Origin of the sequence: Pseudonocardia hispaniensis (assembly GCF_042658695.1) — a bacterium.
GTDB lineage: Bacteria > Actinomycetota > Actinomycetes > Mycobacteriales > Pseudonocardiaceae > Pseudonocardia > Pseudonocardia hispaniensis.
The window spans coordinates 12,956-35,894 of sequence record NZ_JBHSQW010000011.1 but is presented as its reverse complement, the minus strand read 5'-3'; the positions used below and the strand labels follow the sequence as shown (position 1 = coordinate 35,894).

19 protein-coding genes are annotated in these 22,939 nt (G+C 69.1%); 7 read left to right on the top strand and 12 right to left on the bottom strand.

Features of this window, described 5'->3' with window-relative positions; genetic code table 11:
- The first annotated feature begins 49 nt into the window (after positions 1-49).
- Together ACFQE5_RS05645 and ACFQE5_RS05640 are read left to right on the top strand one after the other, a co-directional pair.
- Positions 50-706, top strand: a complete 657-nt coding sequence (locus ACFQE5_RS05645) for a hypothetical protein (RefSeq protein ID WP_379583545.1) — start codon at positions 50-52, stop codon at positions 704-706.
- Positions 603-1,244 carry a response regulator transcription factor gene (locus tag ACFQE5_RS05640; RefSeq protein ID WP_379583692.1) on the top strand — a complete coding sequence of 214 codons (642 nt, stop codon included), beginning with the start codon at positions 603-605 and terminating at the stop codon, positions 1,242-1,244. Before ACFQE5_RS05645 ends, ACFQE5_RS05640 begins: the two co-directional genes overlap by 104 nt.
- On the opposite strand, the gene ACFQE5_RS05635 is transcribed toward ACFQE5_RS05640, so the two are convergent.
- Positions 1,220-2,710 (bottom strand): sensor histidine kinase, encoded by a 1,491-nt coding sequence (locus ACFQE5_RS05635; RefSeq protein WP_379583543.1) that lies wholly within the window; start codon positions 2,708-2,710, stop codon positions 1,220-1,222. The genes ACFQE5_RS05640 and ACFQE5_RS05635 overlap by 25 nt on opposite strands.
- Positions 2,711-2,802: 92 nt before the next feature.
- Here ACFQE5_RS05635 and ACFQE5_RS05630 point away from each other — a divergent pair, with 92 nt between their 5' ends.
- From ACFQE5_RS05630 to ACFQE5_RS05615, 4 genes are all read left to right on the top strand, one after another.
- Positions 2,803-3,435 (top strand): SACE_7040 family transcriptional regulator, encoded by a 633-nt coding sequence (locus tag ACFQE5_RS05630; protein ID WP_379583541.1) that lies wholly within the window; start codon positions 2,803-2,805, stop codon positions 3,433-3,435.
- 258 nt (positions 3,436-3,693) lie between these two features.
- Positions 3,694-4,338: an AmiS/UreI family transporter gene (locus ACFQE5_RS05625; protein WP_379583539.1), complete on the top strand. Its 645-nt coding sequence runs from the start codon at positions 3,694-3,696 to the stop codon at positions 4,336-4,338.
- A gap of 33 nt (positions 4,339-4,371) precedes the next feature.
- The gene (gene fmdA / locus ACFQE5_RS05620; protein WP_379583536.1) at positions 4,372-5,625 is read left to right on the top strand and encodes a formamidase; all 1,254 of its coding nucleotides are present in this window, start codon (positions 4,372-4,374) and stop codon (positions 5,623-5,625) included.
- A gap of 324 nt (positions 5,626-5,949) precedes the next feature.
- Positions 5,950-6,204 carry a hypothetical protein gene (locus ACFQE5_RS05615; RefSeq protein WP_379583533.1) on the top strand — a complete coding sequence of 85 codons (255 nt, stop codon included), beginning with the start codon at positions 5,950-5,952 and terminating at the stop codon, positions 6,202-6,204.
- A gap of 6 nt (positions 6,205-6,210) precedes the next feature.
- On the opposite strand, the gene ACFQE5_RS05610 is transcribed toward ACFQE5_RS05615, so the two are convergent.
- The 11 genes from ACFQE5_RS05610 to ACFQE5_RS05560 form a co-directional block, all read right to left on the bottom strand.
- The gene (locus ACFQE5_RS05610) at positions 6,211-9,873 is read right to left on the bottom strand and encodes a hydantoinase B/oxoprolinase family protein (RefSeq protein WP_379583690.1); all 3,663 of its coding nucleotides are present in this window, start codon (positions 9,871-9,873) and stop codon (positions 6,211-6,213) included.
- A gap of 96 nt (positions 9,874-9,969) precedes the next feature.
- Positions 9,970-10,725 (bottom strand): ABC transporter permease, encoded by a 756-nt coding sequence (locus ACFQE5_RS05605; RefSeq protein WP_379583531.1) that lies wholly within the window; start codon positions 10,723-10,725, stop codon positions 9,970-9,972.
- A 16-nt stretch (positions 10,726-10,741) separates the two neighbouring features.
- Positions 10,742-11,710, bottom strand: a complete 969-nt coding sequence (locus ACFQE5_RS05600; RefSeq protein ID WP_379583529.1) for an ATP-binding cassette domain-containing protein — start codon at positions 11,708-11,710, stop codon at positions 10,742-10,744.
- 297 nt (positions 11,711-12,007) lie between these two features.
- Entirely contained in the window at positions 12,008-13,657 is a 1,650-nt protein-coding gene (gene groL / locus ACFQE5_RS05595) for a chaperonin GroEL (protein WP_379583527.1), read from the bottom strand.
- Positions 13,658-13,673: 16 nt separating this feature from the next.
- Complete coding sequence (locus ACFQE5_RS05590) at positions 13,674-14,699, bottom strand: NAD(P)-dependent alcohol dehydrogenase (protein WP_379583525.1); 1,026 nt, start codon at positions 14,697-14,699, stop codon at positions 13,674-13,676.
- Complete coding sequence (locus ACFQE5_RS05585; RefSeq protein ID WP_379583523.1) at positions 14,696-15,457, bottom strand: iron-sulfur cluster assembly protein; 762 nt, start codon at positions 15,455-15,457, stop codon at positions 14,696-14,698. Before ACFQE5_RS05585 ends, ACFQE5_RS05590 begins: the two co-directional genes overlap by 4 nt.
- Entirely contained in the window at positions 15,454-16,479 is a 1,026-nt protein-coding gene (locus ACFQE5_RS05580) for an amidohydrolase family protein (protein WP_379583521.1), read from the bottom strand. The genes ACFQE5_RS05585 and ACFQE5_RS05580 overlap by 4 nt, the downstream gene beginning before the upstream one ends.
- A 132-nt stretch (positions 16,480-16,611) precedes the next feature.
- Positions 16,612-16,968: a propane 2-monooxygenase effector subunit MimD gene (gene mimD / locus ACFQE5_RS05575; RefSeq protein ID WP_379583519.1), complete on the bottom strand. Its 357-nt coding sequence runs from the start codon at positions 16,966-16,968 to the stop codon at positions 16,612-16,614.
- Positions 16,965-18,065 carry an aromatic/alkene monooxygenase hydroxylase subunit beta gene (locus tag ACFQE5_RS05570; RefSeq protein ID WP_379583517.1) on the bottom strand — a complete coding sequence of 367 codons (1,101 nt, stop codon included), beginning with the start codon at positions 18,063-18,065 and terminating at the stop codon, positions 16,965-16,967. Before ACFQE5_RS05570 ends, mimD begins: the two co-directional genes overlap by 4 nt.
- A gap of 36 nt (positions 18,066-18,101) precedes the next feature.
- A complete protein-coding gene (locus tag ACFQE5_RS05565; RefSeq protein ID WP_379583515.1) occupies positions 18,102-19,151 on the bottom strand; it encodes an FAD-binding oxidoreductase in 1,050 nt (349 codons plus the stop codon).
- A gap of 113 nt (positions 19,152-19,264) precedes the next feature.
- Positions 19,265-20,893, bottom strand: coding sequence for a methane monooxygenase (locus tag ACFQE5_RS05560; protein WP_379583688.1), 1,629 nt, complete (start codon positions 20,891-20,893; stop codon positions 19,265-19,267).
- Positions 20,894-21,128: 235 nt separating this feature from the next.
- Here ACFQE5_RS05560 and ACFQE5_RS05555 point away from each other — a divergent pair, with 235 nt between their 5' ends.
- Positions 21,129-22,919: a sigma-54-dependent Fis family transcriptional regulator gene (locus tag ACFQE5_RS05555; protein WP_379583513.1), complete on the top strand. Its 1,791-nt coding sequence runs from the start codon at positions 21,129-21,131 to the stop codon at positions 22,917-22,919.
- Positions 22,920-22,939: the final 20 nt, after the last annotated feature.

Below are 22,939 nucleotides of genomic sequence, written 5' to 3'. Positions count from 1 at the left end.
TTCAGCGGCCATCCGGACACTCGTTCGTGTTGCCGGCCGAGGAGAAGGCATGATCACACAATCCGACCTCGGGTCCACCAGCCGCGGCGCTGCGCCGCCGGCCCTGGGTGTCGTCCGCTACACCCTGCTCGCGCTCTGCGCCCTGGGCACCCTCGGGGCGATCACCGAGGCCGGCACCCCGGGCGGGGGGAACCTCGTGCCCTGGTTCGCCGCCGGTCTGCTCATCGCGACGCTGGTCATGCTGCTGGTACCGGGACGGGCCCGGCTGCTGCCGCTCGCTCGGCTGCTCGGGCTGGTCGTCGTCGGCCTCGCCGGCTACGGGGTGGCCGAGCATCTGATCGCCAACTCGGCCGCCGCGGGCTTCGACCAGGGACTCAGTACCTACTGGGCGAGCCTGTCCCCGCTCACCCGGTCCTGGTACGGCAGCGGCGACAGCCCACTCGCCCCCGGTCTGCTCGGCCAGGCGGCGCTGCTGCTGCTGCTCGCGACGATCGGGGTGGACCGCGGGTTCCCCCGGCTGCGCCGGTCCGCCCGCCGCGCGGCGGGCGCCACGCTCTACCGTCTGGGTCGTGCGGGTGCTGCTGGTCGAGGACGAACGTCCGCTGGCCGAACTGGTTCGGCGCGGCTTGGTTGCGGAGGGTCACTCCGTTCAGGTCGCCCACGATGGCCCGTCGGGGTTGGCGGCGGCCACCGAGGGCGAGCATGACGTCGTCGTCCTGGACATCATGCTGCCCGGCCTCTCGGGCTACCGGATCCTGGAACGACTGCGTGCGGCCGGGGTCTGGACACCGGTGCTCATGCTCACGGCCAAGGACGGTGAGTACGACGAGGCCGACGCCTTCGATCTCGGCGCCGACGACTACCTGACCAAACCGTTCTCCTTCGTCGTGCTGCTCGCCCGGCTGCGGGCCCTGCTGCGCCGCGCCGGCGATGCGCGCCCGACCGTGCTGACCGTCGGCGATCTCCGGCTGGACCCGGCGCGGCATCGGGTGCACCGCGGCGACGTGGAGATCACCCTGACCCCGCGCGAGTTCGGGGTGCTCGAGCACCTCATGCGCCACGCGGGGGAGGTCGTCACCAAGATCGACCTCCTGCGTTCGGTATGGGATGCCCACTACGAGGGTGAGGTCAACGTCGTCGAGGTCTACATCGGCTACCTACGACGAAAGATCGATGGCCCGTTCGGGACGCGCAGCATCGAGACCCTGCGTGGGGTGGGTTACCGCATGATCGAACCGGGCTGAGCGCGAGCCCACGGCGCGCGGACCGCGGCGACGTCGGACGGGGCCGGGCCGGGCTCGGGGATCGCCGGCAGCCGCACCCGGAACAGCGCGCCGCCGCCCGGCGCGTCCTCCACCGCGACGTCGCCGCCGTGCGCGGCCACCACCTCGGCGACGATCGCGAGACCGAGCCCGGCGCCGCCATCGGCCCGTGCCCGCGCCTCATCGAGCCGGACGAACCGTTCGAAGACCCGCGCCCGCTCGGCCACCGGCACCCCGGGTCCGTCGTCGGCCACCTCCAGCACTGCGTTCGGGCCGCGCCGGGTCACCGTGACGAGAATGCGCGACCGCGCGTGTCGGCGGGCGTTGTCGACCAGGTTGCGGACCACCCGGAGCAGCTGCCCGCGGTCGCCGACCACCCGCACCGGCTCGGCCCGCACCTGCGGGGTCACCCCGCCGACCTCGCTCGGGCGGGTCCGTTCGGCCTGGACGACCTCGTCGAGGTCGACCTCCTCCCGGCGTGGCTGCAGGCCCCGTTCGTCCGCGCGGGCCAGCAGCAACAGGCCCTCGACGAGGCGGTTGAGCCGCTCGGTCTCGCCACGCAGCGTCGCCACCGTCGCCGGGTCTGCGCCGTCGGGGCCGGCCATCAGTTCGAGGCCGGTCGCGATGGTGGCCAGTGGGCTGCGCAGCTCGTGGCTGGCGTCGGCGACGAACCGGCGCTGCACCCCCTGCGCGGCCTCCAGCCGCGCCAGCATGGTGTTCATGGTCTCGGCGAGCCGGGCGATCTCGTCGCGGGCGGGCGGCACCGGCACCCGGCGTCCGAGGTCGCGGTCGGTCAGCTCGGCCACCTGCGCGCGCATCGCCTCCACCGGGCGCAGCGCGCGACCCGCGAACAGGTAGGTGATCCATCCGGTGATCAGCACCAGGAACGGCACCCCGATGAGCACCATCACGAACACGGTGTCGACGGCCTGGTGAACGGGCCCGAGCGGTTGCGCGGCGAGCACGACGACGGGCCGGTACTTCGTGTCGAACCCCTGCGCGACCACCAGCGCCTCGGCTCGCGTCCCGTCCTCCAGTTCGACGGTGCGCACCGGGTCGACCACGATCTCCCCCGGTCCAGGCATCAGCTCGCTCATCCGCGGCCGCTCGCCCAGCACATCGGACGAACCGATGATCTGGATGTCGCTGCCGGCGTGGTCCCTCGGGGAGTAATCGGTGATGACCTGCACGAGGTCGGTGCGTTTGCCGGTGGCATCGACCGCGTTCCGCTTGAGCTCGCCCTCGAAGTTCGCGGCCACCCGCTGCCCGAGTTGGGTGCTTTGCTGGATCGCCGTGTTCTCCAGGGAGTCGCGCATCGACCGGTCGAGCAGGACGACCAGGACCGCCCCGGCCAGCATCAGCACGACCGCCACCGAGGCGGCCGCGGCCAGCGCGGATGCCGCGCGCACGCCCAGGCGTGCGCGCAACCGCTCACGGAGCCGACTCACCCGCTCAGGGTAGGTGGCAGCCGCTGTGCGGCCGCTGAGGAATACCGCCAGGCCAGTTAGGGATCGTTAACTGAACGCGCTAGGCTGGCCCGATGGCGGCCTCCCCCGGCGCCGGCGCGGCCGTTCCCGACGGCCCCAGCCGACGCGAGCAGATCCTCGGTGTGGCCGCGCAGCTGTTCGCCCGGCACGGCTTCCACGGAGTGAGCATCGCCGACCTCGGCGCCGCCGTCGGCGTCAGCGGGCCCGCACTCTACCGACACTTTCCCGGCAAGGAGGCGCTGCTCGCCGAGATGCTCATCGGGATCAGTGAGCACCTGCTGGCCGGTGGCCAGGACCGGGCCGCCGCCAGCGACGACCCGCGCGAGGTGCTCGCGGCACTCATCGACTTCCAGGTCGACTTCGCGCTGCGGGAGCCGGAACTCATCATCGTGCAGGACCGCGACCTCGCCAACCTGCCCCCCGAGCCGCGGCGCCGGGTCCGGCTGCTGCAACGCACCTACGTGGAGATCTGGGTGGACGTGCTGCGCCGGGTCAATCCCGACCTGACCGCCGAGACGGCGCGGATCGCCGCGCATGGCGCGTTCGGGCTGCTGAACTCCACCCCGCACAGTCGCACCCGCGGCAGCACCACCGAGGTCGCGGCGCTGCTACACCGGATGGCCTGGACGGCCCTGACCAATCTGACGAACCCAGCGTCCCCTCCGGCTGAGTCCCGGACCGCTTGACTAAACAAGGGTCCTTCGACCCTAGTCGGGTCCCTATTTTCGCGTCACCGTGACCGGCGCGCCCGGAGTCGACGGGGTGGTGACGGTGATGGCTCGATATCGGAAGAGCACCGATACACCAGACGTGGGGACGGTGGAACCGCCCGTTGTGCGCCGCCGCCCGGTCGTCGTCACGACCCATCAGGCCGTGCCCGTGCGCGCCTGACACGACCCGCAATCCCGGCCCGGACGAGTGGATCCCTTAGAGGAGGACTCCAGATGGCCATCGTCGGTCTGCTGTACGTCGGTGCGGTTCTGTTCATCAATGGCCTGCTGCTCATCGGCAGAGTCGACCCCAAAGCCGCGGCGCCGATGAATCTCTTCGTCGGCGGACTGCAGGTCGTCACGCCGACCTATCTGATCATTGCCGCCAACGGAGACCCAGCGCTGATCACCGCCGCCGCCGGAATCTATCTTTTCGGCTTCACCTATCTCTACGTCGGGATCGGACTCCTGGCCGGCCTTGATACGACCGGTGTGGGGTGGTTCTCCCTCTTCGTGGCAATTGTCGCGCTGGGCTTCTCCTATGCCAACTTCCAGACCGTCGCGAACCGCCCGTTCGGCGTGATCTGGCTGTATTGGGCGTTCTTGTGGGCCTTGTTCTTCGTCGTGCTCGGGCTCAAACGCGAAGCACTGACCCAGTACACGGGCTGGGTGACGATCATTCAGGCCTGGGTCACCGCAGCGATCCCGGCGATGCTGATCTTCACCGGCAGGTGGACCAACCCGAACGAGACCGCCCTCGCTCTCGCGATCTTCGGTGTCGTCGTGTTCCTGGCCCTTCTGCCGCTCGCCCGCAAGCGGCGAGTTCCCGAGGAGGTGGCGCCCGAACCCACCCCGACCGTTCCGGCGGCCACGAGCTGATCCGGCGAGGTTGTCAACGTAAGGAGAACTGACATGCCAGATGTGGTGTTCAGCGTTGACCAGTCCAAGTCGATGCGCGACCAAGCGGTGCCGGGGCACAACCGGTGGCACCCGGACGTGCCCACCGCGGTGATGGTGCGGCCCGGGCAGATGATCCGGGTGGAGTGCCGGGAGTGGACCGACGCGCAGATCGGCAACAACGACTCGGCCAACGACGTGCGCGACGTCGACCTGACCCGCGCGCACATGCTGTCCGGTCCGATCGGGGTGGAGGGCGCGGAACCCGGTGACCTCCTGGTCGTGGACATCCTCGACCTCGGCCCGGTGCAGGCCCCGCAGGAGTACGGCGACGCCCCCGGACAGGGCTGGGGATACACCGGCATCTTCGCCAAGGCCAATGGCGGCGGCTTCCTGACCGACTATTTCCCCGACGCCTACAAGGCGATCTGGGATTTCTCCGGTCAGGTGGCGACATCACGGCACCTGCCGGGCATCCGTTACACCGGCATCACGCACCCCGGCCTGTTCGGCACGGCGCCCTCGGCCGACCTGCTCGCACGCTGGAACCAGCGGGAGCGGGCGCTGATCGCCACCGACCCGGACCGGGTCCCGCCGCTGGCACTTCCACCGTTGGAGCAGAGCTCGCTCGGCGGGACGGCGACGGGCTCGGTGGCCGAAGCGATCGCCCGCGACGGCGCACGCACCGTGCCGGCCCGGGAGAACGGCGGCAACCACGACATCAAGAACTTCACCCGAGGCTCGCGGGTCTTCTACCCGGTGCACGTCCCCGAGGCGAAACTCTCCGGCGGTGACCTGCACTTCAGTCAGGGCGACGGCGAGATCACATTCTGCGGCGCCATCGAGATGGGGGGCTTCATCGACTTCCACATCGACCTGATCAAGGGCGGTATGGAAACGTACGGAATCACCACGAACCCCGTGTTCATGCCGGGCAACGTGGAGCCACGCTACTCCGAGTTCGTGACGTTCATCGGGGTGTCGGTGGACCGCGAGACCGACGAGAACTACTACATGGACGCGACGGTCGCGTACCGGCGGGCCTGCCTGAACGCGGTGGAGTACCTGAAGAAGTTCGGCTACTCCGGCGAACAGGCCTACCTGCTGCTCGGCTCGGCGCCCATCGAAGGCCGGGTGAGCGGGATCGTGGACATCCCGAACGCCTGCTGCTCGCTGTACCTGCCAACGGCGATCTTCGACTTCGACATCAAGCCCTCGGCCGCCGGACCGACCAAGGCCGACCGGGGCCAATGCGCGGTCACCTCGTAGTCACAACCATCGCCTGACCAGGGCCCGCGTGTCGGGTGCCCCCGGCGCGCGGGCCCGCTACTCCATCTCACCGCGGATGGAGTCGAGAAACACGGTCGGTCGCGCGGTGACCGTCACCGAACCACCACAGTTCCAGCAGGTCGGCTCGCGATCTGGATCACGACCCTCCACCTCGCAGGTCCTGCAGAGCCAATGTGCAACCACCTGGGCTCTCACCCTCGTCTCCCTTCCGCGGCAGCCACACCGGAACACTGGGTGACCAATCGCATTCGTTGCGAGAGAGTATTGGGTAAGCGCAGCCTCACCGTCTTTACTTGGAGGCCTATGCCACACGAACATTCCGAAAAGATCACCATTCACCCCAAGCATCAGGCGCGGGACCGTTTCGGCAAGGAGGCACTGCAGACCGCGCACGGCATCACCGAGGCGCTGGCCGAGGCCGGCGTGGACGACGACGGCGTCGTCGTGCTGCGCACCGACGGCAAACGGCACAGCTTCGCCGGACTGGAGAAGCTCATCGACGACGCCCTGGCCGAGGAGGCGGCCGCGGCCGAGGAGGCGGGTCCGGGCACACCGTAGCCGCGCTCAGGCTCGCCCGTACCCGCCCCCACCCGGGGTCTCGACCACCAGCACGTCGCCGGGCTGCACCGGGACCGAGTCGCAGCCGCGCATCGCCACCACCGCACCGTCGGCCCGCTCCACGCGATTGGCGCCGAGGGCTCCCGGCGCGCCGCCCGCCATCCCGTACGGCGGGCGGCGACGGTGGCCCGACAGGGTGCTCACCGTCATCGGCTCCCGGAACCGGATCCGGCGCACGGCGCCGTCACCGCCGCGCCATGCGCCGTCACCGCCGCTGCCCGGACGGACCCGGAACTCCTCCAACAGGACGGGGAACCGCCATTCCAGCACCTCGGGGTCGGTCAACCGGGAGTTGGTCATGTGTGTCTGCACAACCGCCACGCCCGCGAAACCGGCCCCGGCGCCGGAGCCCGAGCCCACCGTCTCGTAGTACTGGTGATGCTCGTTCCCGAACGTCACGTTGTTCATCGTCCCGGAGCCCTCGGCCTGCACGCCCAGCGCGGCGTACAGCGCCCCGGTGATCGCCTGCGAGGTCTCGACGTTGCCCGCGACCACCGCCGCCGGATACCGCGGCGCGAGCATCGACCCGTCCGGGATGACGATCCGCAGCGGGCGCAGGCACCCGTCGTTGAGCGGGATGTCGTCGGCGACCAGCGTCCGGAACACATACAGGACGGCGGCCGTGGCCACCGAACTCGGCGCGTTGAAGTTCGTGGCCAGCTGCGGCGAGGTCCCGGTGAAGTCGATCACTGCGGACCGCGCGGCGCGATCGACCGTGACCCGCACGACGATCTGGGCGCCGGAGTCCATCTCGTACCGGTACTCCCCGTCGTCGAGGGCATCGATGACGCGCCGGACGGCCTCCTCGGCGTTGTCCTGGACGTGGCGCATGTAGGCGATCACCACATCGAGACCGAAATGCTCGATCATCTTCCGGACCTCGGCGACGCCCCTGGCGTTGGCCGCCACCTGGGCGCGCAGGTCGGCCAGGTTGGTCTCCGGGCTGCGGGACGGGTAGGGCGCGCCCATCAGCAGCTCCCGGGTTTCGGCCTCCCGGAACCGGCCCGCGGCACCGTCTCCGTCGGGCGCGGCGACCAGCAGCCAGTTGTCGAACAGCACGCCCTCCTCGGCCAGCTGTCGGCTGTCCGCGGGCATCGAGCCCGGGGTGAGCCCGCCGATCTCCGCGTGATGCCCGCGCGAGGCGACGAAGAACAGGATCGTGGTGCCGTCCTCGTCGAAGACCGGAGTGATCACCGTGACGTCGGGCAGGTGGGTGCCACCGTGGTACGGGTCGTTGACGGCGTAGACCTCTCCCGGCCGTATCCGCGCCCCGCTGCGCCGGATCACCTCCTTGACACTCGTCCCCATCGACCCGAGGTGCACCGGGATGTGCGGAGCGTTGGCGATGAGGTTGCCGTCGGGGTCGAACAGCGCGCACGAGAAGTCGAGCCGCTCCCGGATGTTGACCGATTGCGCCGTCGACTCCAGCGCCGCTCCCATCTGCTCGGCGATCGACATGAACAGGTTGTTGAAGATCTCCAGCAGCACCGGGTCGGCCGCGGTGCCGACGTCGGCGTCCCGGCGGGCGGCCATCCGCCGCAGCACCAGATGCCCCTGCGGGTCCAGCGTCGCCCGCCAGCCCTCGTCGACCACGGTGGTGGCGTTGGCCTCCGCGATGATCGCCGGGCCCTCGACGGTCGCGCCGGGCCCGAGCCGCTCCCGCTGGTACAGCGGTGCGTCGCGCCAGCGCTCGGCGGCGTGGATCCGGACCGTGGCGACCGGCTCCGCCCGCGGGTCCGGGCAGCGCCCGGCACGTTCGGAGAGGTCGGGCTGGTCGGTGCGCCCAATCGCCTCCACGGACACCGCCTCCACGACCAGCGGGCGGTCCATCAGGAACGAGTAGGTCTGCCGGTAGCGGTCGGTGAACTCGGCGCTCATCGCCTCGAGGTCGATCGGGTCCGGCAGGGTCACCAGCACCGCTGTGTCGGTGCCGTCGTAGCGCAGGTGCGCGCGGGGGATCACGCCGACCCGCTCGTCGGGCACCCCCTCCGCGCGCAGCTCGGCGCGCGCCGCCGCCGCCAGCTCGTCGGCGAGCCGGCGCAGCCGCGGGCCGACCGCGGGCTCGAGGTGGGCCTCCACCGACTGCTGGCGTATCACGGTGGTGTCGGCCAGGCCGATTCCCAGCGCGGACAGCACCCCGGCCATCGGCGGGACCAGCACGGTGCGGATCCCCAGCGAGTCGGCCACGGCGCAGGCGTGCTGGGCGCCCGCGCCGCCGAACGTGGTGAGCGCGTACTCGGTGACGTCGTGGCCCCGCTCGACCGAGATCCGCTTGATCGCTCCGGCCATGTTCGTGACCGCGATCGACACATAGCCCTCGGCGACCTGCTCGGGTGTGCGGTCGTCCCCGGTCGCCCGGCGGATCTGTTCGGCCAGCTCGGTGAACCGGCGGCGCACGACCTCGGCGTCCAGCGGCTGGTCGCCGGTGGGCCCGAAGACGTGCGGGAAGTGGTCCGGCTGAATCCGCCCGAGCATGACGTTGGCGTCGGTGAGGGTGAGCGGGCCGCCGCCCCGGTAGCAGGCCGGTCCGGGATACGCACCCGCCGAGTCGGGGCCGACCCGGTAACGGCTGCCGTCGAAGTGCAGGATCGACCCGCCACCCGCCGCGACCGTATGGATCGCGAGCATCGGCGAACGCAGCCGAACCCCGGCCACCTGGGTGTGGAACACCCGCTCGTAGTCGCCGGCGAAATGCGACACGTCGGTGGACGTCCCGCCCATGTCGAACCCGATGACCTTGTCGAACCCCGCCAGCTGCGACATCCGGGCCATCCCGACGATGCCGCCCGCCGGGCCGGAAAGGATCGCGTCCTTGCCACGGAAATGCCCCGCCTCGGCCAGGCCACCGTTGGACTGCATGAACATCAGGCGCACACCGGGAAGCTGCTCGGCCACCTGGTCGATGTAGCGGCGCAGCACCGGTGAGAGGTAGGCGTCGACGACGGCGGTGTCCCCGCGTGGGACGAGCTTCATCAGCGGGCTGACCTCGCTGGACAGCGAGACCTGGGCGAAGCCGATGTGTGCGGCGAGCGCGCCGATCGCCTGCTCGTGAGCCGGGTGGAGGTGGCTGTGCATACCGACCACGGCGACCGCCCGGACCCCCTCGTCGTGCGCGCGGCGCAGCTCGACCGCGAGCCGTTCGAGGTCGGGGGCCCGCAGCACCGCACCGTCGGCCTGGATCCGCTCGTCGACCTCGATGACGCGTTCGTAGAGCAGCTCCGGCAGCACGATCTGCCGGTCGAAGATTCGCGGCCGGTTCTGGTAGCCGATCCGCAACGCGTCACCGAAGCCACGGGTGATGACCAGCGCGGTCCGCTCGCCCTTGCGCTCCAGCAGCGCGTTGGTGGCCACCGTGGTGCCCATCCGGACCTGCTCGATCCGGTCGGCGGGCACCGGCTCGTCGGCGGCGAGCCCGAGCAGCGTCCGGATACCGGCCACCGCGGCGTCCCGATAGCGGGCCGGGTTCTCCGACAGCAGCTTGTGGGTGATCAGAGCGCCGTCCGGCCGCCGGGCGACGATGTCGGTGAACGTGCCGCCGCGGTCGATCCAGAACTGCCACGCGTGACCCGCGACATCCTCCCCCGGCGCCCGCCGAGCCTGTCCGGCCATCTTCACCAGCTCATGATGGCCGCGTTGTGGAGCCATAACGTGCTCGGGGTCGCCCCACGGGCGCGTCGTGGAGCCATGACGCGCGCCCGAGACGATTCAGGCGTTCTCCTTGCGGAACACCCGGGTGCCCCACCACACGGCGAGACCGAACAGCACGAGTGACCACACCGTTCCCCACAGGATCGCGGAGACGGCCAGGTTGCCGGCGAACGAGGAGCGCACAGCGTCCACGATGTGCTTGACCGGGATGACATCACTGACCAACTGCAGCCAGGCGGGCCCGATGGTCATCGGCAGCAGGATGCCGGACAGCAGCAGGATCGGCATCATCACCATGTTGAGCAAGGGGGCCATGACGTCTTCGCTCTTGGTGGTCAACGCGATGGCATTCGACGACGCGGCGCAGGCCGAGCCGATCAGCAGGGTGAGCGCGAGCCCGAGAAGCATCCCGGTGAGCGAACCGCGCATGCCGAAGGCATAGCCCAGGCCGATCAGGATGAGCGCCTGAACGAGCAGCTGCAGCACGTCACGCGCCATGCGTCCCATCAGCAGGGCCGTCCGGCTGGCCGGGGTCACCCGCTCCGCCTCGACCACCCCCTCGCGCCACTCGGCGATCAGGCTGAACCCAGCGAACATCGCACCGAAGATGCCCAGCTGGACCAGCAGGCCGGGAACGAAGAACGTGTAGGCGTTCGTCGCGCCGAACTGCGCGACGAGCGGTTCGAGCAACGGACCGAACAGCGCGAGGTAGAGAACGGGCTGCACCATGCCGATGATCACCCAGGCCGGGTTGCGCAGGTTCATCCGCAGCTGACGGCGAAAGACGATGAAGGTCTGGCGCAGGAAGGTCATCCAGGTTGCTCCGATCTCAGGCCGTGTCGTCCCGCAGGCTGCGGCCCGTGAGGTTGAGGAAGACGTCGTCGAGAGTGGGCCTGCGGACCTCGATGGAGGTCAGTGCCACCTCGGCACGGTCGAGGTCGCGCAGCAGGCCGGGGACCGCCATGCCGGCCCGTGAGACGCGCCCGCGCACGTGCGTGCCCTCGACCTCGACGTCCTGGGCGTCGGCTATCGAGGCCAGCTTCTCCGCCGCGACGCCGATCTGTTCGAAGTCGCTGATCTCCAGGTCCACGAGGTCACCGGCGACATTGGCCTTGAGGTTGTCGGCGGTGTCGGTCGCGACGATCGTGCCGTTGTCGATGATGATCAGCCGGTCGCTGAGCGTGTCGGCCTCGTCGAGGTAGTGCGTGGTCAGGAAGACGGTCGCGCCGCGGTTGTCGCGTAGGTCGGCGATGTGGGTCCACAGGTTCGCTCGGGCCTGTGGGTCCAGTCCGGTCGTCGGCTCGTCGAGAAAGACCAGCTTCGGGTCGTGGATCAGGCCCATCGCGATGTCGAGCCGCCGGCGCTGCCCGCCGGACATCGTCTTGGGTTGGCGAGCCCACAGGCCGTCGAGTTGCAGCTGCTCGAACAGCTCCCGGCCGCGCCGCTCGGCCTGGCCACGGCCGATGCCGTACAGCATCCCGTGGTCCATGATCTCCTCGCCTGCTCGGGCGACACCGGAGGTGGAACCGCTCTGGGACACATATCCGATGCGCTTGCGCACCTCGGCCGGCTGGGTGGTGACGTCGAACCCGGCCACCCGTGCCTGGCCCGCGGTCGGCCTGAGCAGCGTGGTCAGCATTCGCAACGTGGTGGTCTTGCCGGCTCCGTTCGGACCGAGGAAACCGACGATCTCGCCTTCCTTGACGTCGATGTCGACACCGGCCACGGCCTGCACGGTGACCTTCTCCCGCTCCCGCCGGGTGTGGAAGACCTGGGTCAGGCCGCGGGCATGAATCAAGGCCGGCTCCTCTCGGTGGGGCTACTCAGCACGGCCGGACGGCCGGGATCACACGCCGATTGTTGCGGAGCGGTCAACCGGATTTCCATGAACCACAAGGGCCGGCCGGTGCGCAGGCCGGGTGGGGTGCGGGCCGAGACGGGAACCACCCGGACGCCGCCGTCGTCGACATGGCGACTACGGCGGCGCCCGGGTGACTGACCGCGGTGCGGTACGACGTCGGGTCGTCCACTGCGACTCGGTCGCGGAAATACCCCGACTCGCGCTCGGAAATACCCCGACTCGCGGGGCGGCTGCTCAGTAGATGTTGGACGGGCGGACCATGCCTTCCGCGAGGTCGCCGAACTGCGGGTCGACGATCGCGCCGGGGTTGTTGATGATCTCCTCGACCAGCAGGGTCTCCGTGGTCAGGATGAGCGCCGCGATCGAGGCCGCGCTCTGCAGCGCGGACCGGGTGACCTTCAGCGGGTCGATCACCCCGGCCTCGAACAGATCGACGTACTGCCCGCTCGCCGCGTTGAAGCCGTGGCCGGCCGGCAGGTCGGCGACCTCGCTCAGGACCTGCTCGCCGTCGTACCCCGCGTTGATCGCGATCCAGCGCAGCGGCTCGCCGAGCGCGCGCCGCACGATCTCGGCCCCGCAGCGTGCGTCCTCGCCGTCGACCTCGAGCCGGTCCAGCGCACCACGGGCGTGCAACAGCGCCGTGCCGCCCCCGGCGACGACTCCTTCATCGATGGCCGCGCGGGTGGCGGCCAGTGAGTCCTCGACACGGTGCTGCTTCTCCTTGAGCTCGACGCCGGTGGCGGCGCCGACCTCGATCACCGCGACGCTGCCGGACAGCCGCGCGATCCGCTCCTGCAGGAAGTCCTGGTCCTGCTCGTTCTGTGCGCGCTCGAACTCCCGCTTGAGCTGCTCGATCCGGTGCGAGACGCTCTCGGCGGAGCCTGCCCCACCCACGATCGTGGTCTCGTTCTCGGTCACCGTGATCCGGCTGCAGCGGCCGAGCTGATCGAGCGTGACCCCCTCCAGCGTCAGCCCGGCATCGCCGGTGATCACCTTGCCGCCCACGACCGCGGCCGCGTCGGTGAGCTGGGCCAGCCTGCGGTGCCCGAACCCGGGCGCCCGGACGGCGACCGACCGGAACGTCTCGTGGACGTTGTTGGCCACCAGCATGCCCAGCGCCGGTCCGTCCATGTTCTCGGCGATGATCACGAGCGGCCGCCCGGTCGGCCGGACCTTCTCCAGAACCGGCATGAGGTCCTGCACCTTCGAGATCTTCTCGTTGGTGAGCAGGATGTACGGGTCGGAGAACACCGTCTCCATGCGGTCGGTGTCCGTGGCCATGTACGGCGAGATGTAGCCGTGGTCGAACACGAGCCCGTCGACGAAGCGCACGTCCATGCCGAACGACGCCGACTCCTCGACGGTGACGACACCCTCCTGGCCGACCCGGTTCATCGCGGCGGCGATGACCCGCCCGATCCGCGGGTCGTTGGCGGCAAGGGTGGCCACCCGCAGCAGCTCGGCCTCACCCTCGACGCGGCGGGCGGCGCCGGCGAGGGCCTCGGTCACCGCCTCGACGGCGTCCTCGATGCCACGGCGCAGCGCGATCGGGTTGGCGCCCCGCTCAACGGCCAGCAGGCCCTCCCGGACCAGGGCCTGGGCGAGCACGGTGGCCGTGGTCGTCCCGTCCCCGGCAACGCCGTTGGTCTTGGTGGCGACCTCCTTGACCAGCTGCGCGCCCATGTTGGCGAACGGGTCACGCAGCTGGATCTCCCGGGCGATCGTCACACCGTCGTTGGTGATGGTCGGCGGGCCGGTCAGCTTCTCGATGACGGCGTTTCGGCCCTTGGGGCCGAGCGTCACCTTCACGGCGTTGGCCAGGGTGTCGACCCCGGCCTGCAGCAGCTGGCGCGCCTCGACGTTGAACCGCAGGTCCTTGGCCATTGGTGGGTCCTTCCGATCAGGGAACGAGAATCGCGCGGCCCCGGACCTTGCCTTGCTCAAGGTCATGGAGCGCGGACGCGAACTCCTCGAGGGGGTAGCGAGCGGTGTGCAAGGTGACGAGGCCGCGGGCGGCCAGCACCATCAGCTCGGACAGGTCGCTGTAGGAGCCGACGAGGTTCCCCACGAAGTTGATCTCGGTGGAGATGATGTCGATCGTCGGGACGTCGATCCGCCCGCCGTAGCCGATGACGTAGTAGCTCCCGGCCCGGCGCAGCATCGCCACCCCGTCCTCGACGGCGCCGCCCTCGCCGACGAAGTCCAGCACGGCTTCCGCGCCGTTGCCCCCGGTGAGGTCCTTGACCGCGTCGATCTGCTCACCGTCGGCGCGCACGATGTGGTGCGCGCCGAGCTCCTCGGCGAGCGCGAGAGCCTCCCACGAGCGGTCGACGACGATGATCTCGGCGGCGGACATCGCCCGCAGCACCTGGATGCCGATATGCCCGAGACCACCGGCTCCGATCACCACGACCTTCTGCGAGGGCCGCAGATGCGCGGCGGCCTTGCGCACGGCGTGGATCGCGGTCAGGCCGGCGTCGGCCAGCGCCGCGACGGCCGCGGGCTCCAGCGACGGGTCGAGCTTGACCACGGAGCGCGCGTTGGTCTTCAGCAGCTCCGCGTAGCCACCGTCGCTGTCGATACCCGGGAATCGGGAGCCGGCGCAGTGCACGTCGTCCCCGTCGCGACAGGCCGCGCACAGCCCGCAGGTCACGAGCGGATGCAGGATCACCGGGTCACCGACGGCGACGTTGGTCACCGCGTCGCCGACCGCGTGCACCCAGCCGGCGTTCTCGTGGCCGATGGTGTACGGCAGCACCACGCCCGACTTCTGCTCCCACTGTCCCTCGATGATGTGCAGGTCGGTCCGGCACACCCCGGCCCCGCCGATCCGCACGATCACGTCCAGGGGACCGGTGATCTCCGGCTCAGGGACCTCGACCAGCTCGGGCTGCTGGTCGTACTTGCTCAGCTGTACCGCCTTCATTCCTGTTCCCCCTGATCGCCGAGCGGACCGGTCTCGCCGGTCCCGGCTCCGTAACGTGTCGTCAGCAGGCCCCGGCAGAACGCCGAGTTGCCCTCGACGCTGACCCGGACCGCCTTGGCGAAGCGCAGCCGCCGCGTCACCTCCGCCGGCGCCACCGGACGGCCCTCGTCGTCGACGACGAGCGCGTCGTCCGGATCGGTCGACAGGCCGAGGTCCCGGCGCCGTCGCAGCAACCCGGCCCGGCCGGCCGACTCCGGGACATCCCGCAGCCGGACCTGGGACAGTCCGTCGATCTTCCAGCCCTGCTCGACCAGGTGCCGGTACACCCGGTCGAGACAGGCCAGATGCGCCTTCTGCTGGAACGTGCGACGCAGCTCGTCCAGCTCCGCGGTCGCCTCCCCGGGGAAGGAGCCCGTGAAGCCCGCCTTCGCCGCCACCCCCGCGTTGATCTCCTCCGCGGCGAAGTGGTCCTCGAGCGCGACATCCACCGCCGCGACGCCGGGCAGCTCGCGCAGCACGTCGTGGGCGTCGGCCACCATCAGGTAGGCGAAGTTGGGGGCGCAGAAGTACGTGGGCAGCCGGAGCCGGACGCGCACTCCGCTGTCCGGACCACCCTGCTCGGTCTCGAAGAGCGACAGCTCGCGGACGAAGCCGAGGTCGGTGATCGGTTCATCGAGTTCCGGATCGCGCACGGTGCCGAGGGCGCGCCACGCGACCTCGCGGACGGTCCGCTGGCTGACTCCGGCTGCCGCGGTCACGCCGGCACCGCTGCGCCGACGGGGGACCCACCGTTCATCGACGCCGTCACGCTCGCCGGGACCTCGATGTCGTAGAGGCGGGCCGCGTTGAGCCCCAGGATCTTCTTCTTGACATCGGCGGTCAGCACGCCGTACTCGGCCTGCATGTCCTCGGGGATCTGGAAGTCGACGAACCTCTCGACCAGCCACTTCGGGTGCCAGATCGCGTAGTCGCTGGCGAACGTCAGGCGGTTCTCGTCCAGCCAGTACAGCAGCTCACCGATGACCTTGGCGAAGTACCGCGGGCGAGTGTGGATGAACGGCATGACGACCGCGAGGCCGCCGTAGACGTTCGGCTCCTGCGTGGCGATCCAGCAGAAGTCCTCCAGCCGGGGCAGGCCGACGTGCTCGATGATGAAGTTCAGGTTGGGGAACGCCGTGGCCACGTCGTCGACGTCCGCGACGTCGAAGGCATCCCGGTTGAGCGGGTAGATCGTCGGGCCCTTGTGGATGTGGATGTTGCGAATGCCGAGCTGCTCGCAGCGCTCCAGGTAGCGGTAGCACCACGGGTCGGTGAGCTTGTAGCCCTTCGACTCGCCCTTCCACTCGGCGGTGTAGAGCTTGACGCCCTTGAGGTTCCACCGCTGCGCCTTGCGCTCGAGAACCTCGAGGCCACCCTCGCCGTCGCGGGGGTCGAAGGCACCGTTGACGATGAGCTTGTCCGGGTGCTTCTCGGCCAGCGCGCCATTGCGTTCGGTCGTGTTGAAACCGTTGACGTAGAAGTCGGTGAGGTAGGTGGGCTGGAAGATGCCCTTGTCGACGTAGCCGTCCTCGAACAGGTCGCGCACCAGGTCCTGCTCGGTGTAGCTACCGAACTTCTCCGCCGACCAGAGGTACTCCTGGGGAGACAGGTTCTTGTGATAGTCGTAAAAACAGTTCGTGAAGCCCTCGCCGTAGCGGTTGCGCTGGTTCGCGGGTCCGCCATCCCAGAAATGGATGTGGCTGTCCACGACGAAGTAGGTCTCGCCGTCCTTCGTGTACATGTCGCTACCCTCGATTTCTGCGTGTCGGTCAGACGGGCCGCGGGAACGCCGGGGGAATGCTGGGGATAACGCTCCCGCGGCCCGGTGGTGGGATTCGGGGCCGATCCGCACCCGCGGACCGGCCCCGACGACTCAGTCGACCGGCCGGAGGTCGAAGTCGATGTACTCGGCCGCGTCCTCGGGATTGGCGAAGAGCATCGTGCGGTCGTCGAAATGCACCATGCGCCCGTAGTGGGTCGACATGATCTCCTCGAAGTCCGTCTGGTCGAACTCGGAGCCCACGATGCCGGTGATCTCGTCGAAGTCGAAGATCAGGACGTTCTTCGCGTCGACCCGGATCATCGAGGGGAACTCCTCGACGGTGACGCCTTCCTTGCCGCGCAGGATGTCGGCGACGATGTACCCGATCTGGTTGTTCATCAGGGTGACCCCGCACATGTTCGACGACGCGGTGTCGGCACCGAACTGGGGCTTCTGGACACTGGTCACAGGGACAACTCCTTCGGCTCGGGCAGGTCGAGGTCGGCCAGGAAGGTGCGGAAACCGTCGGTCGCGGCGGCCCACGAGTCGGCGAAGCTCAGGACCTTCTCGTGCGGCTGCGACCAGATGGGCTGCAGTTCGTGCGCGGCCCGGACGGACAGCGGCACCCACCGCGACAGCCACTCGGACAGCAGTGCCTTGTTGTGCTCGCCGTGGGTCTCGTCGGCGGTGAGCAGCTTGAACAGCACCCGGGTGTAGCGCTGGTCACGGTCGTAGTCGTTCTCGCCGGTGCCCACGAGGGCCGGCGTCACGTAGTCGCCGTTGCGGGCGGCGACCTGCATGACCAAGTGGCTGCGGAACAGCACACCCACCAGCGATTCGAAGATCACGTTGGCCGCGAACAGCGACTCGGCCCAGTCACCGATGGCGGTGAGCCGCTCGACGTTCTCCCGGACGCCCTGCCACACGGGGTCGCCGTGCCAGGTCTGCCGGTGGACCTTGCCGTCGAAGTCGATGTCGGACTCGGACAGGTCGAGGTTGTAGAGCGCCAGGTCCTGGGCGAACCGCAGCTTGTGGGTGCTGTTCACCGCGATGGCATTGTTGATCATGTTGGTGGGCGCCGAGCGCTGCTCGGACAGGAACACGTGCATGCCCAGCCCGTGCTCGGCATGCATCCACGCGCCGAGGTGCTTCTCGACGAACCTGATCCAGCTCGAGGACCAGTTGCGGTAGGCGCCGGCCTTCTTGGCGTTGTTCAGGTTCAGCTGGATCTGGCGCACAACGTTGGCGTTGTTGCGCAGGATCGTCTGCTCCCATTCCTCGTTGGGGTCGAGGAACTTGTGCCAGTCCGAAGACTTGAGCTCGGTCCACTCCTTCGGATAGCCACCGGGGCCGTTACCGAATCCGTAGATCCAGCCCTGGGTGAGATGCCGGTCGGGGTCCGGCTGGACGTCGATGGTGACGTCCTCGTACATCGTGGAACGCAGCTTGGCTGGCGTGAAGTAGTTGTAGGTACGGCTCTTCGAGCTCGGGAACTCGAGCAGGCCGGCCTCGGCACCCGTGAATTCGGGCTTGGGGAAGCTGCGCTCCGTGGTGGGGCTCGCCATCGAGCTCTCCTCTCAACGTCGGTCGTGAATACCGGGCTATTCGGCGGCGGCGGTGATCGTGAACTTGTCGTAGAAGACCTGGTCCTTGGGCACGCCGAGGCGCTCCAGCAAGGGCAGCGCGGCGTCGATCATGGGCGGTGGACCGCACAGGTAGACGTCGCATTCGGCCAGGTCCGGCTCACGGTCCGCGAGAACCTGCGTGACCAGGCCGGTCGCGCCACCGGGATGCGCTGCCGGCCAGTCGTCCGGCCAGCTCTCCGAAAGGCACGGGACGAACGTGAAGTTGGGCAGTCGCTCGGCGAGGGCGGCGATCTCGTCGGACATGATCAGGTCACGCTCGGTCCGGGCGCCGTAGTAGTAGACGACCTCGCGGTCGCTGCCACTGGCGGCCATCTGGCGCAGCAGCGCCAGCAGCGCCGACATCCCGGCACCCCCGGCGACGAAGACCAGCCGCCGATCCGACGCCACCCGGAGGGTGAACGCGCCGTACGGACCGGTGAGCATCAGCGGGTCACCGACGGCCAGCTCGTTGGCGAGCTTCTCGGAGAACAGCCCACCGGGGTAGCGCTTGATGATGAACTCCAGCGAACCGTCGACCGGTGTCGCACAGGCCATCGAGAACGAGCGCCGCTCCTCGGTTCCGGGCACCGAGATGTCGATGTACTGACCGGGGTGGAACCGGAAACCCGACGAATCCTCCAGGGTCAGCCGAACATAGGAAATGTCGTGGCTGAGGTCGGAGATCTCCGCGATGGTGGCCTGGGTGGTGACCACCGGCAACCCCGACCGGATCATGTCCTCGTCGAAGTTCTCGAGCTCGATCTCCAGATCGCTGAAGGCGTGGGCCCGGCACATCAGCACGTAACCCTCGTCGCTCTCGTAGTCCGCGAGCGCGAACGTCGAGTAGCGGCCCATCTGGACGTCCCCGTCCAGCACGAAGGCCTTACACGCCGAGCACTGGCCCTCCCGGCACCCGTGCATCAGCGAGATTCCCTGGCGGAACGCTGCGTCGAGGACGGTCTCGTCCTCGGCCGCCTCGATCTCGATCCCGACCGGTTCGAACCGAATGGTGTGTTTGTCGCTCATCGGATCGCACTCCTCACCGTGCGAAGTGGGATGGGTGGCCGGCCGGCAGCCGCGGAGGTGCCCCGCGACTTGCACCGCCCGCGACCTACCGGCCGGCCACGTCCCTGGGAAGATCAGGCGACCGACGTGGTCACGTTCGGGTTGGCCTTGTAGGCCGCGACATGAGCCTCGCGCTCCTCATCGGACATCTGGTTGAGCAGCACGTTCGGGCTCTGGAACTCGATGCCCCGCAGCTTGTCGAGGGTCCACAGCAGCTTCGGGTCGTCCAGGTGCAGATGCGGCTGCGGGATGAGGGTCTTGCCGTCGTCCCGGACGTAGCCGAGGTCGGAGACGACATCGGCGAGGTCCCGGCCGTGGTGCAGGGTCTCCCACTCGCGCTTGCCGGTGAGCCGACCCATGTTCGGGGTCGCGCGGCCCTCGTACTCCGGACGGAACGCGACAGCGTCGGTCCAGTGGCACGTCTCGGAGCAGTAGGTGCGCCACTGGTCGTCGACCTTGTCGACGACCATGTCCTCGCGGATGAGGCACGGCACCATGCAGGTCCAGCAGCGGTGCGGGTACTGGTAGCCCACGTCCTCGAACGCGATCGGCTTGTGGCCGTTGGGCTTGCTCAGCCGGGCGTAGGCCTCCCACCACTTGCCGAACTGGTTGTACCAGCCCGGGTACTTGTGCTCGAACCACTCGAAGTCGGCGTCGGTCATCGGGTCGATGCGCCAGTAGTTCACCGGCCAGCCGGTGGCGAAGAACTGGGCCACGCGGTGCACGTAGAAGCCCTGGTTGATCCGCTCCCAGGCCTTCTCGACCAGGTCGTGCGGAATGACCAGGCCGTACTTCTCGAGCGGGATGAGGTAGCTGCGGTAGTAGTCGTCGTAGATCCACCGCTGCCACATCTCCGCGTAGCTGTCGCGATCCTTGCGGCGGTCCTTGCTGCCGTACTCGATGAACGTGCCGATGGCCGCGTCCACCACGCAGTGGTTGTTCCACCAGGCGTAACGCAGGTCGCGCTCGAGCAGCTTGCGGTTGTCCTCGTCGGCCAGCGCCATCAACAGGATCGAGTAGCCGTTGCTGATGTGGCGGGACTCGTCGGACTGCACCGAGTGGAACACCGTCGGCAGCAGGTAGTCACCGTTGGCCGCCGCCTCGCTGGGCATCGCGACGAACAGGGTGTTCGTGAACGCGGTCTCAGCCACCACCGTGAGGTAGATGTTCGCCGCGGTGATCGCGTCGCCGGTGATGAACCCCTCGCCGAACTGCCGGCCGATGGTGCCCGCGTAGTTGTTCGCGAACGCCTTCTCGGTCATATCGAACCCGGCCGGGTCGATGTAGTGGTTCATGTAGAGGCGCTTGAGGTTCATCTGGATCGTGCTGTGCCGAACCTCGTCGATCATCTGCACGGCAAGCCCGTTGTGAATCTCCGGGTTGGGCACCGCGTCGATCGCCATCGGCATGGCTCGTGCCGCCGAGATCTCGGGGAACGGAATGATCGACAGGAACAGCTTCTGCCATTCCATCCAGCGCTCCTGCACCTGCCGGAACATGTTGCCCCGGATGGCACCGTCCATCGCGCCGAAGACGCGGTTGTCCTTCTCCTCCTCCATCGGGAAGTAGGAGCGAAGGATCTGCTTGAGCGGGTCCTTCTTCGGGGCCTTGTCGAACGTGTAGTCCGTGCCGAAGCGCTTCGCGGGGGTGGCGAAGGTCGGCTCCCAGGACAGCTCCGTGATCTTCTTGTGGGCCTTGCTCATGCTTTGTCGGCTCACGCCAGACCTCCTGCGTCGGTGTGAAGGGATGAGTGCGAAGGGCCGCGTCTGGCAGCCAGCGGATCGAAGGTCCGCACCTGCCCGCCGGTCGTGCCAGCAATCACACATGAGTCCGGCGACATGGGGCGTCTCAAAGCTGAGAACCGCAGGTCCGCGGCGAGACAGACCCCCCTCCCGTGCCGCACACTGGGTCCCGCAACCCCCACCCGGCAGGAGAGCAATGACGCATCCCCGACCCCACCACGCGGGACCGCAGCGGCTGGTCGCAGAGGCGCGCGAGGAGTTCCTCGCCTCGCAGGACGTCGACACCGTGGCGGTGCGCGCGGCGATCCTCGAGTCCTGGCATCGGTCGATGGCCTCGAGCGTCGCGGCGGACCGGGTCACGGTGCGGTATGTGGGGAGCCCCAACCTGGACACGCCGCTGACCCAGAGCGCGATGCCGCTCCTCGAGCAGCTGCGTGACCTGCTGCTCGACGAGCCGGTCAGCATCATCCTCACCGACGCCGACGGCATCGTGCTGAGCCGTTCCATCGACGATCTCGCGCTCGAGCGACATCTCGACGCGGTCAGCCTTGCGCCCGGCTTCAGCTACGCCGAACAGGACGTCGGCACGAACGGCATCGGCACCGCGCTCACCCAGAACACGATGCTCGGCGTGTTCGGCTCCGAGCACTTTGCGTCGGGGCTCAACCGGCTCGCGTGCTTCGGGGCCCCGATCCACCACCCGATCACCGGCGACACGGTCGGGGCCCTCGACCTGACCTGCTGGAACCACGACGCGTCCGTCATGCTCCGCACCCTGGTCGCGAACACCGCGAGCCAGATCGAGGGCGCGCTCCTCGTCGCGTCCAGCCGGCGCGAGCTGGCTCTGCTGCGCCACTACAACGCGGTCTGCCAGCGCACCGATCGTCCGGTACTCGCCACGAACAACGACGTGACGATGATGAACCAGGCCGCCCGCGCGACCCTCAGCGTCGACGACCAGACCCGGCTGCTCGACCAGGCGGCCGAGGCCATCGCCAGTGGCCGGCCGCAGAACCTGGTCACCGAGCTCGCCGACGGCACCGAGGTCCACGTCGAATGCACCCCCGCCTGGACCGGCGGCGGTCGTCTCGCCGGCTGTGTGCTGGCCGTCAGCGTCATCGCGCCCGTGATCGCACTCGCCCGGCGCAGTCGTCAGCCCAGCCTCACGCTGCCGAGCCTGGCCGGATCGAGTCCGGCGTGGCGGAAGTGCTGCGAGGACGCCATCGAGGCGTTTACCAGCGGGGAACCGCTGCTGCTGACCGGCGAGGCGGGCGTGGGAAAGCTCAGTCTGGCCAAGGCCGTCCACCAGCTGCACCGGCCGAGTAGCTTCGCCCAGGTCTTCGACGCCGAGGCCGCGACGACGCCCGAGTGGTTCGAGGCGGTCGACGAGGCCCTCGGCTCGGACCGAGGCACGGTCATCCTGCGCCGGCTCGAACGGCTGCCCGAGAAGGCCGCTTGGCAGCTCGCGACCCTCCTGCGCACCCTGTTGACGAACAAGCCGGGACACACCCCGCCGCTGATCGTCACCTCCCAGACGCCGAAGCTTCCGGACCCGCTGCGCGATCTTTTGCACCGCGAGGTGACCGTCCCGCCGTTGCGGCAACGAACCCACGACCTGGACGAGCTCATCGGCGCGCTGCTCGCACGGATCCGTCCCCGCGGCGTTCTTCGCTGCTCACCGCAGGCCCGCAACATTCTGCTGCGGGGTCGGTGGTCCGGGAACGTCGCCGAGCTGCTCGAATCCCTCACCAGTGCGGCAAAGCGCTGCCAAAACGGCATCATCGAGCCCGCGGACCTCCCGCAGCGGTGCCGGGCGGTCGCCCGCAGGCTGCTCACCCCGCTCGAGTCGCTCGAGCGGGACGCGATCATCAACAGCCTGCGCGCGGCCAACGGCGACAAGGCCGACGCCGCGAAGACACTCCAGATCTCGCGGGCGACGATCTATCGCAAGATTCGTCGTTACGGCATCACCGCGCCCGGGCACTAGGGTCGGGCGGGTCGGCGCCT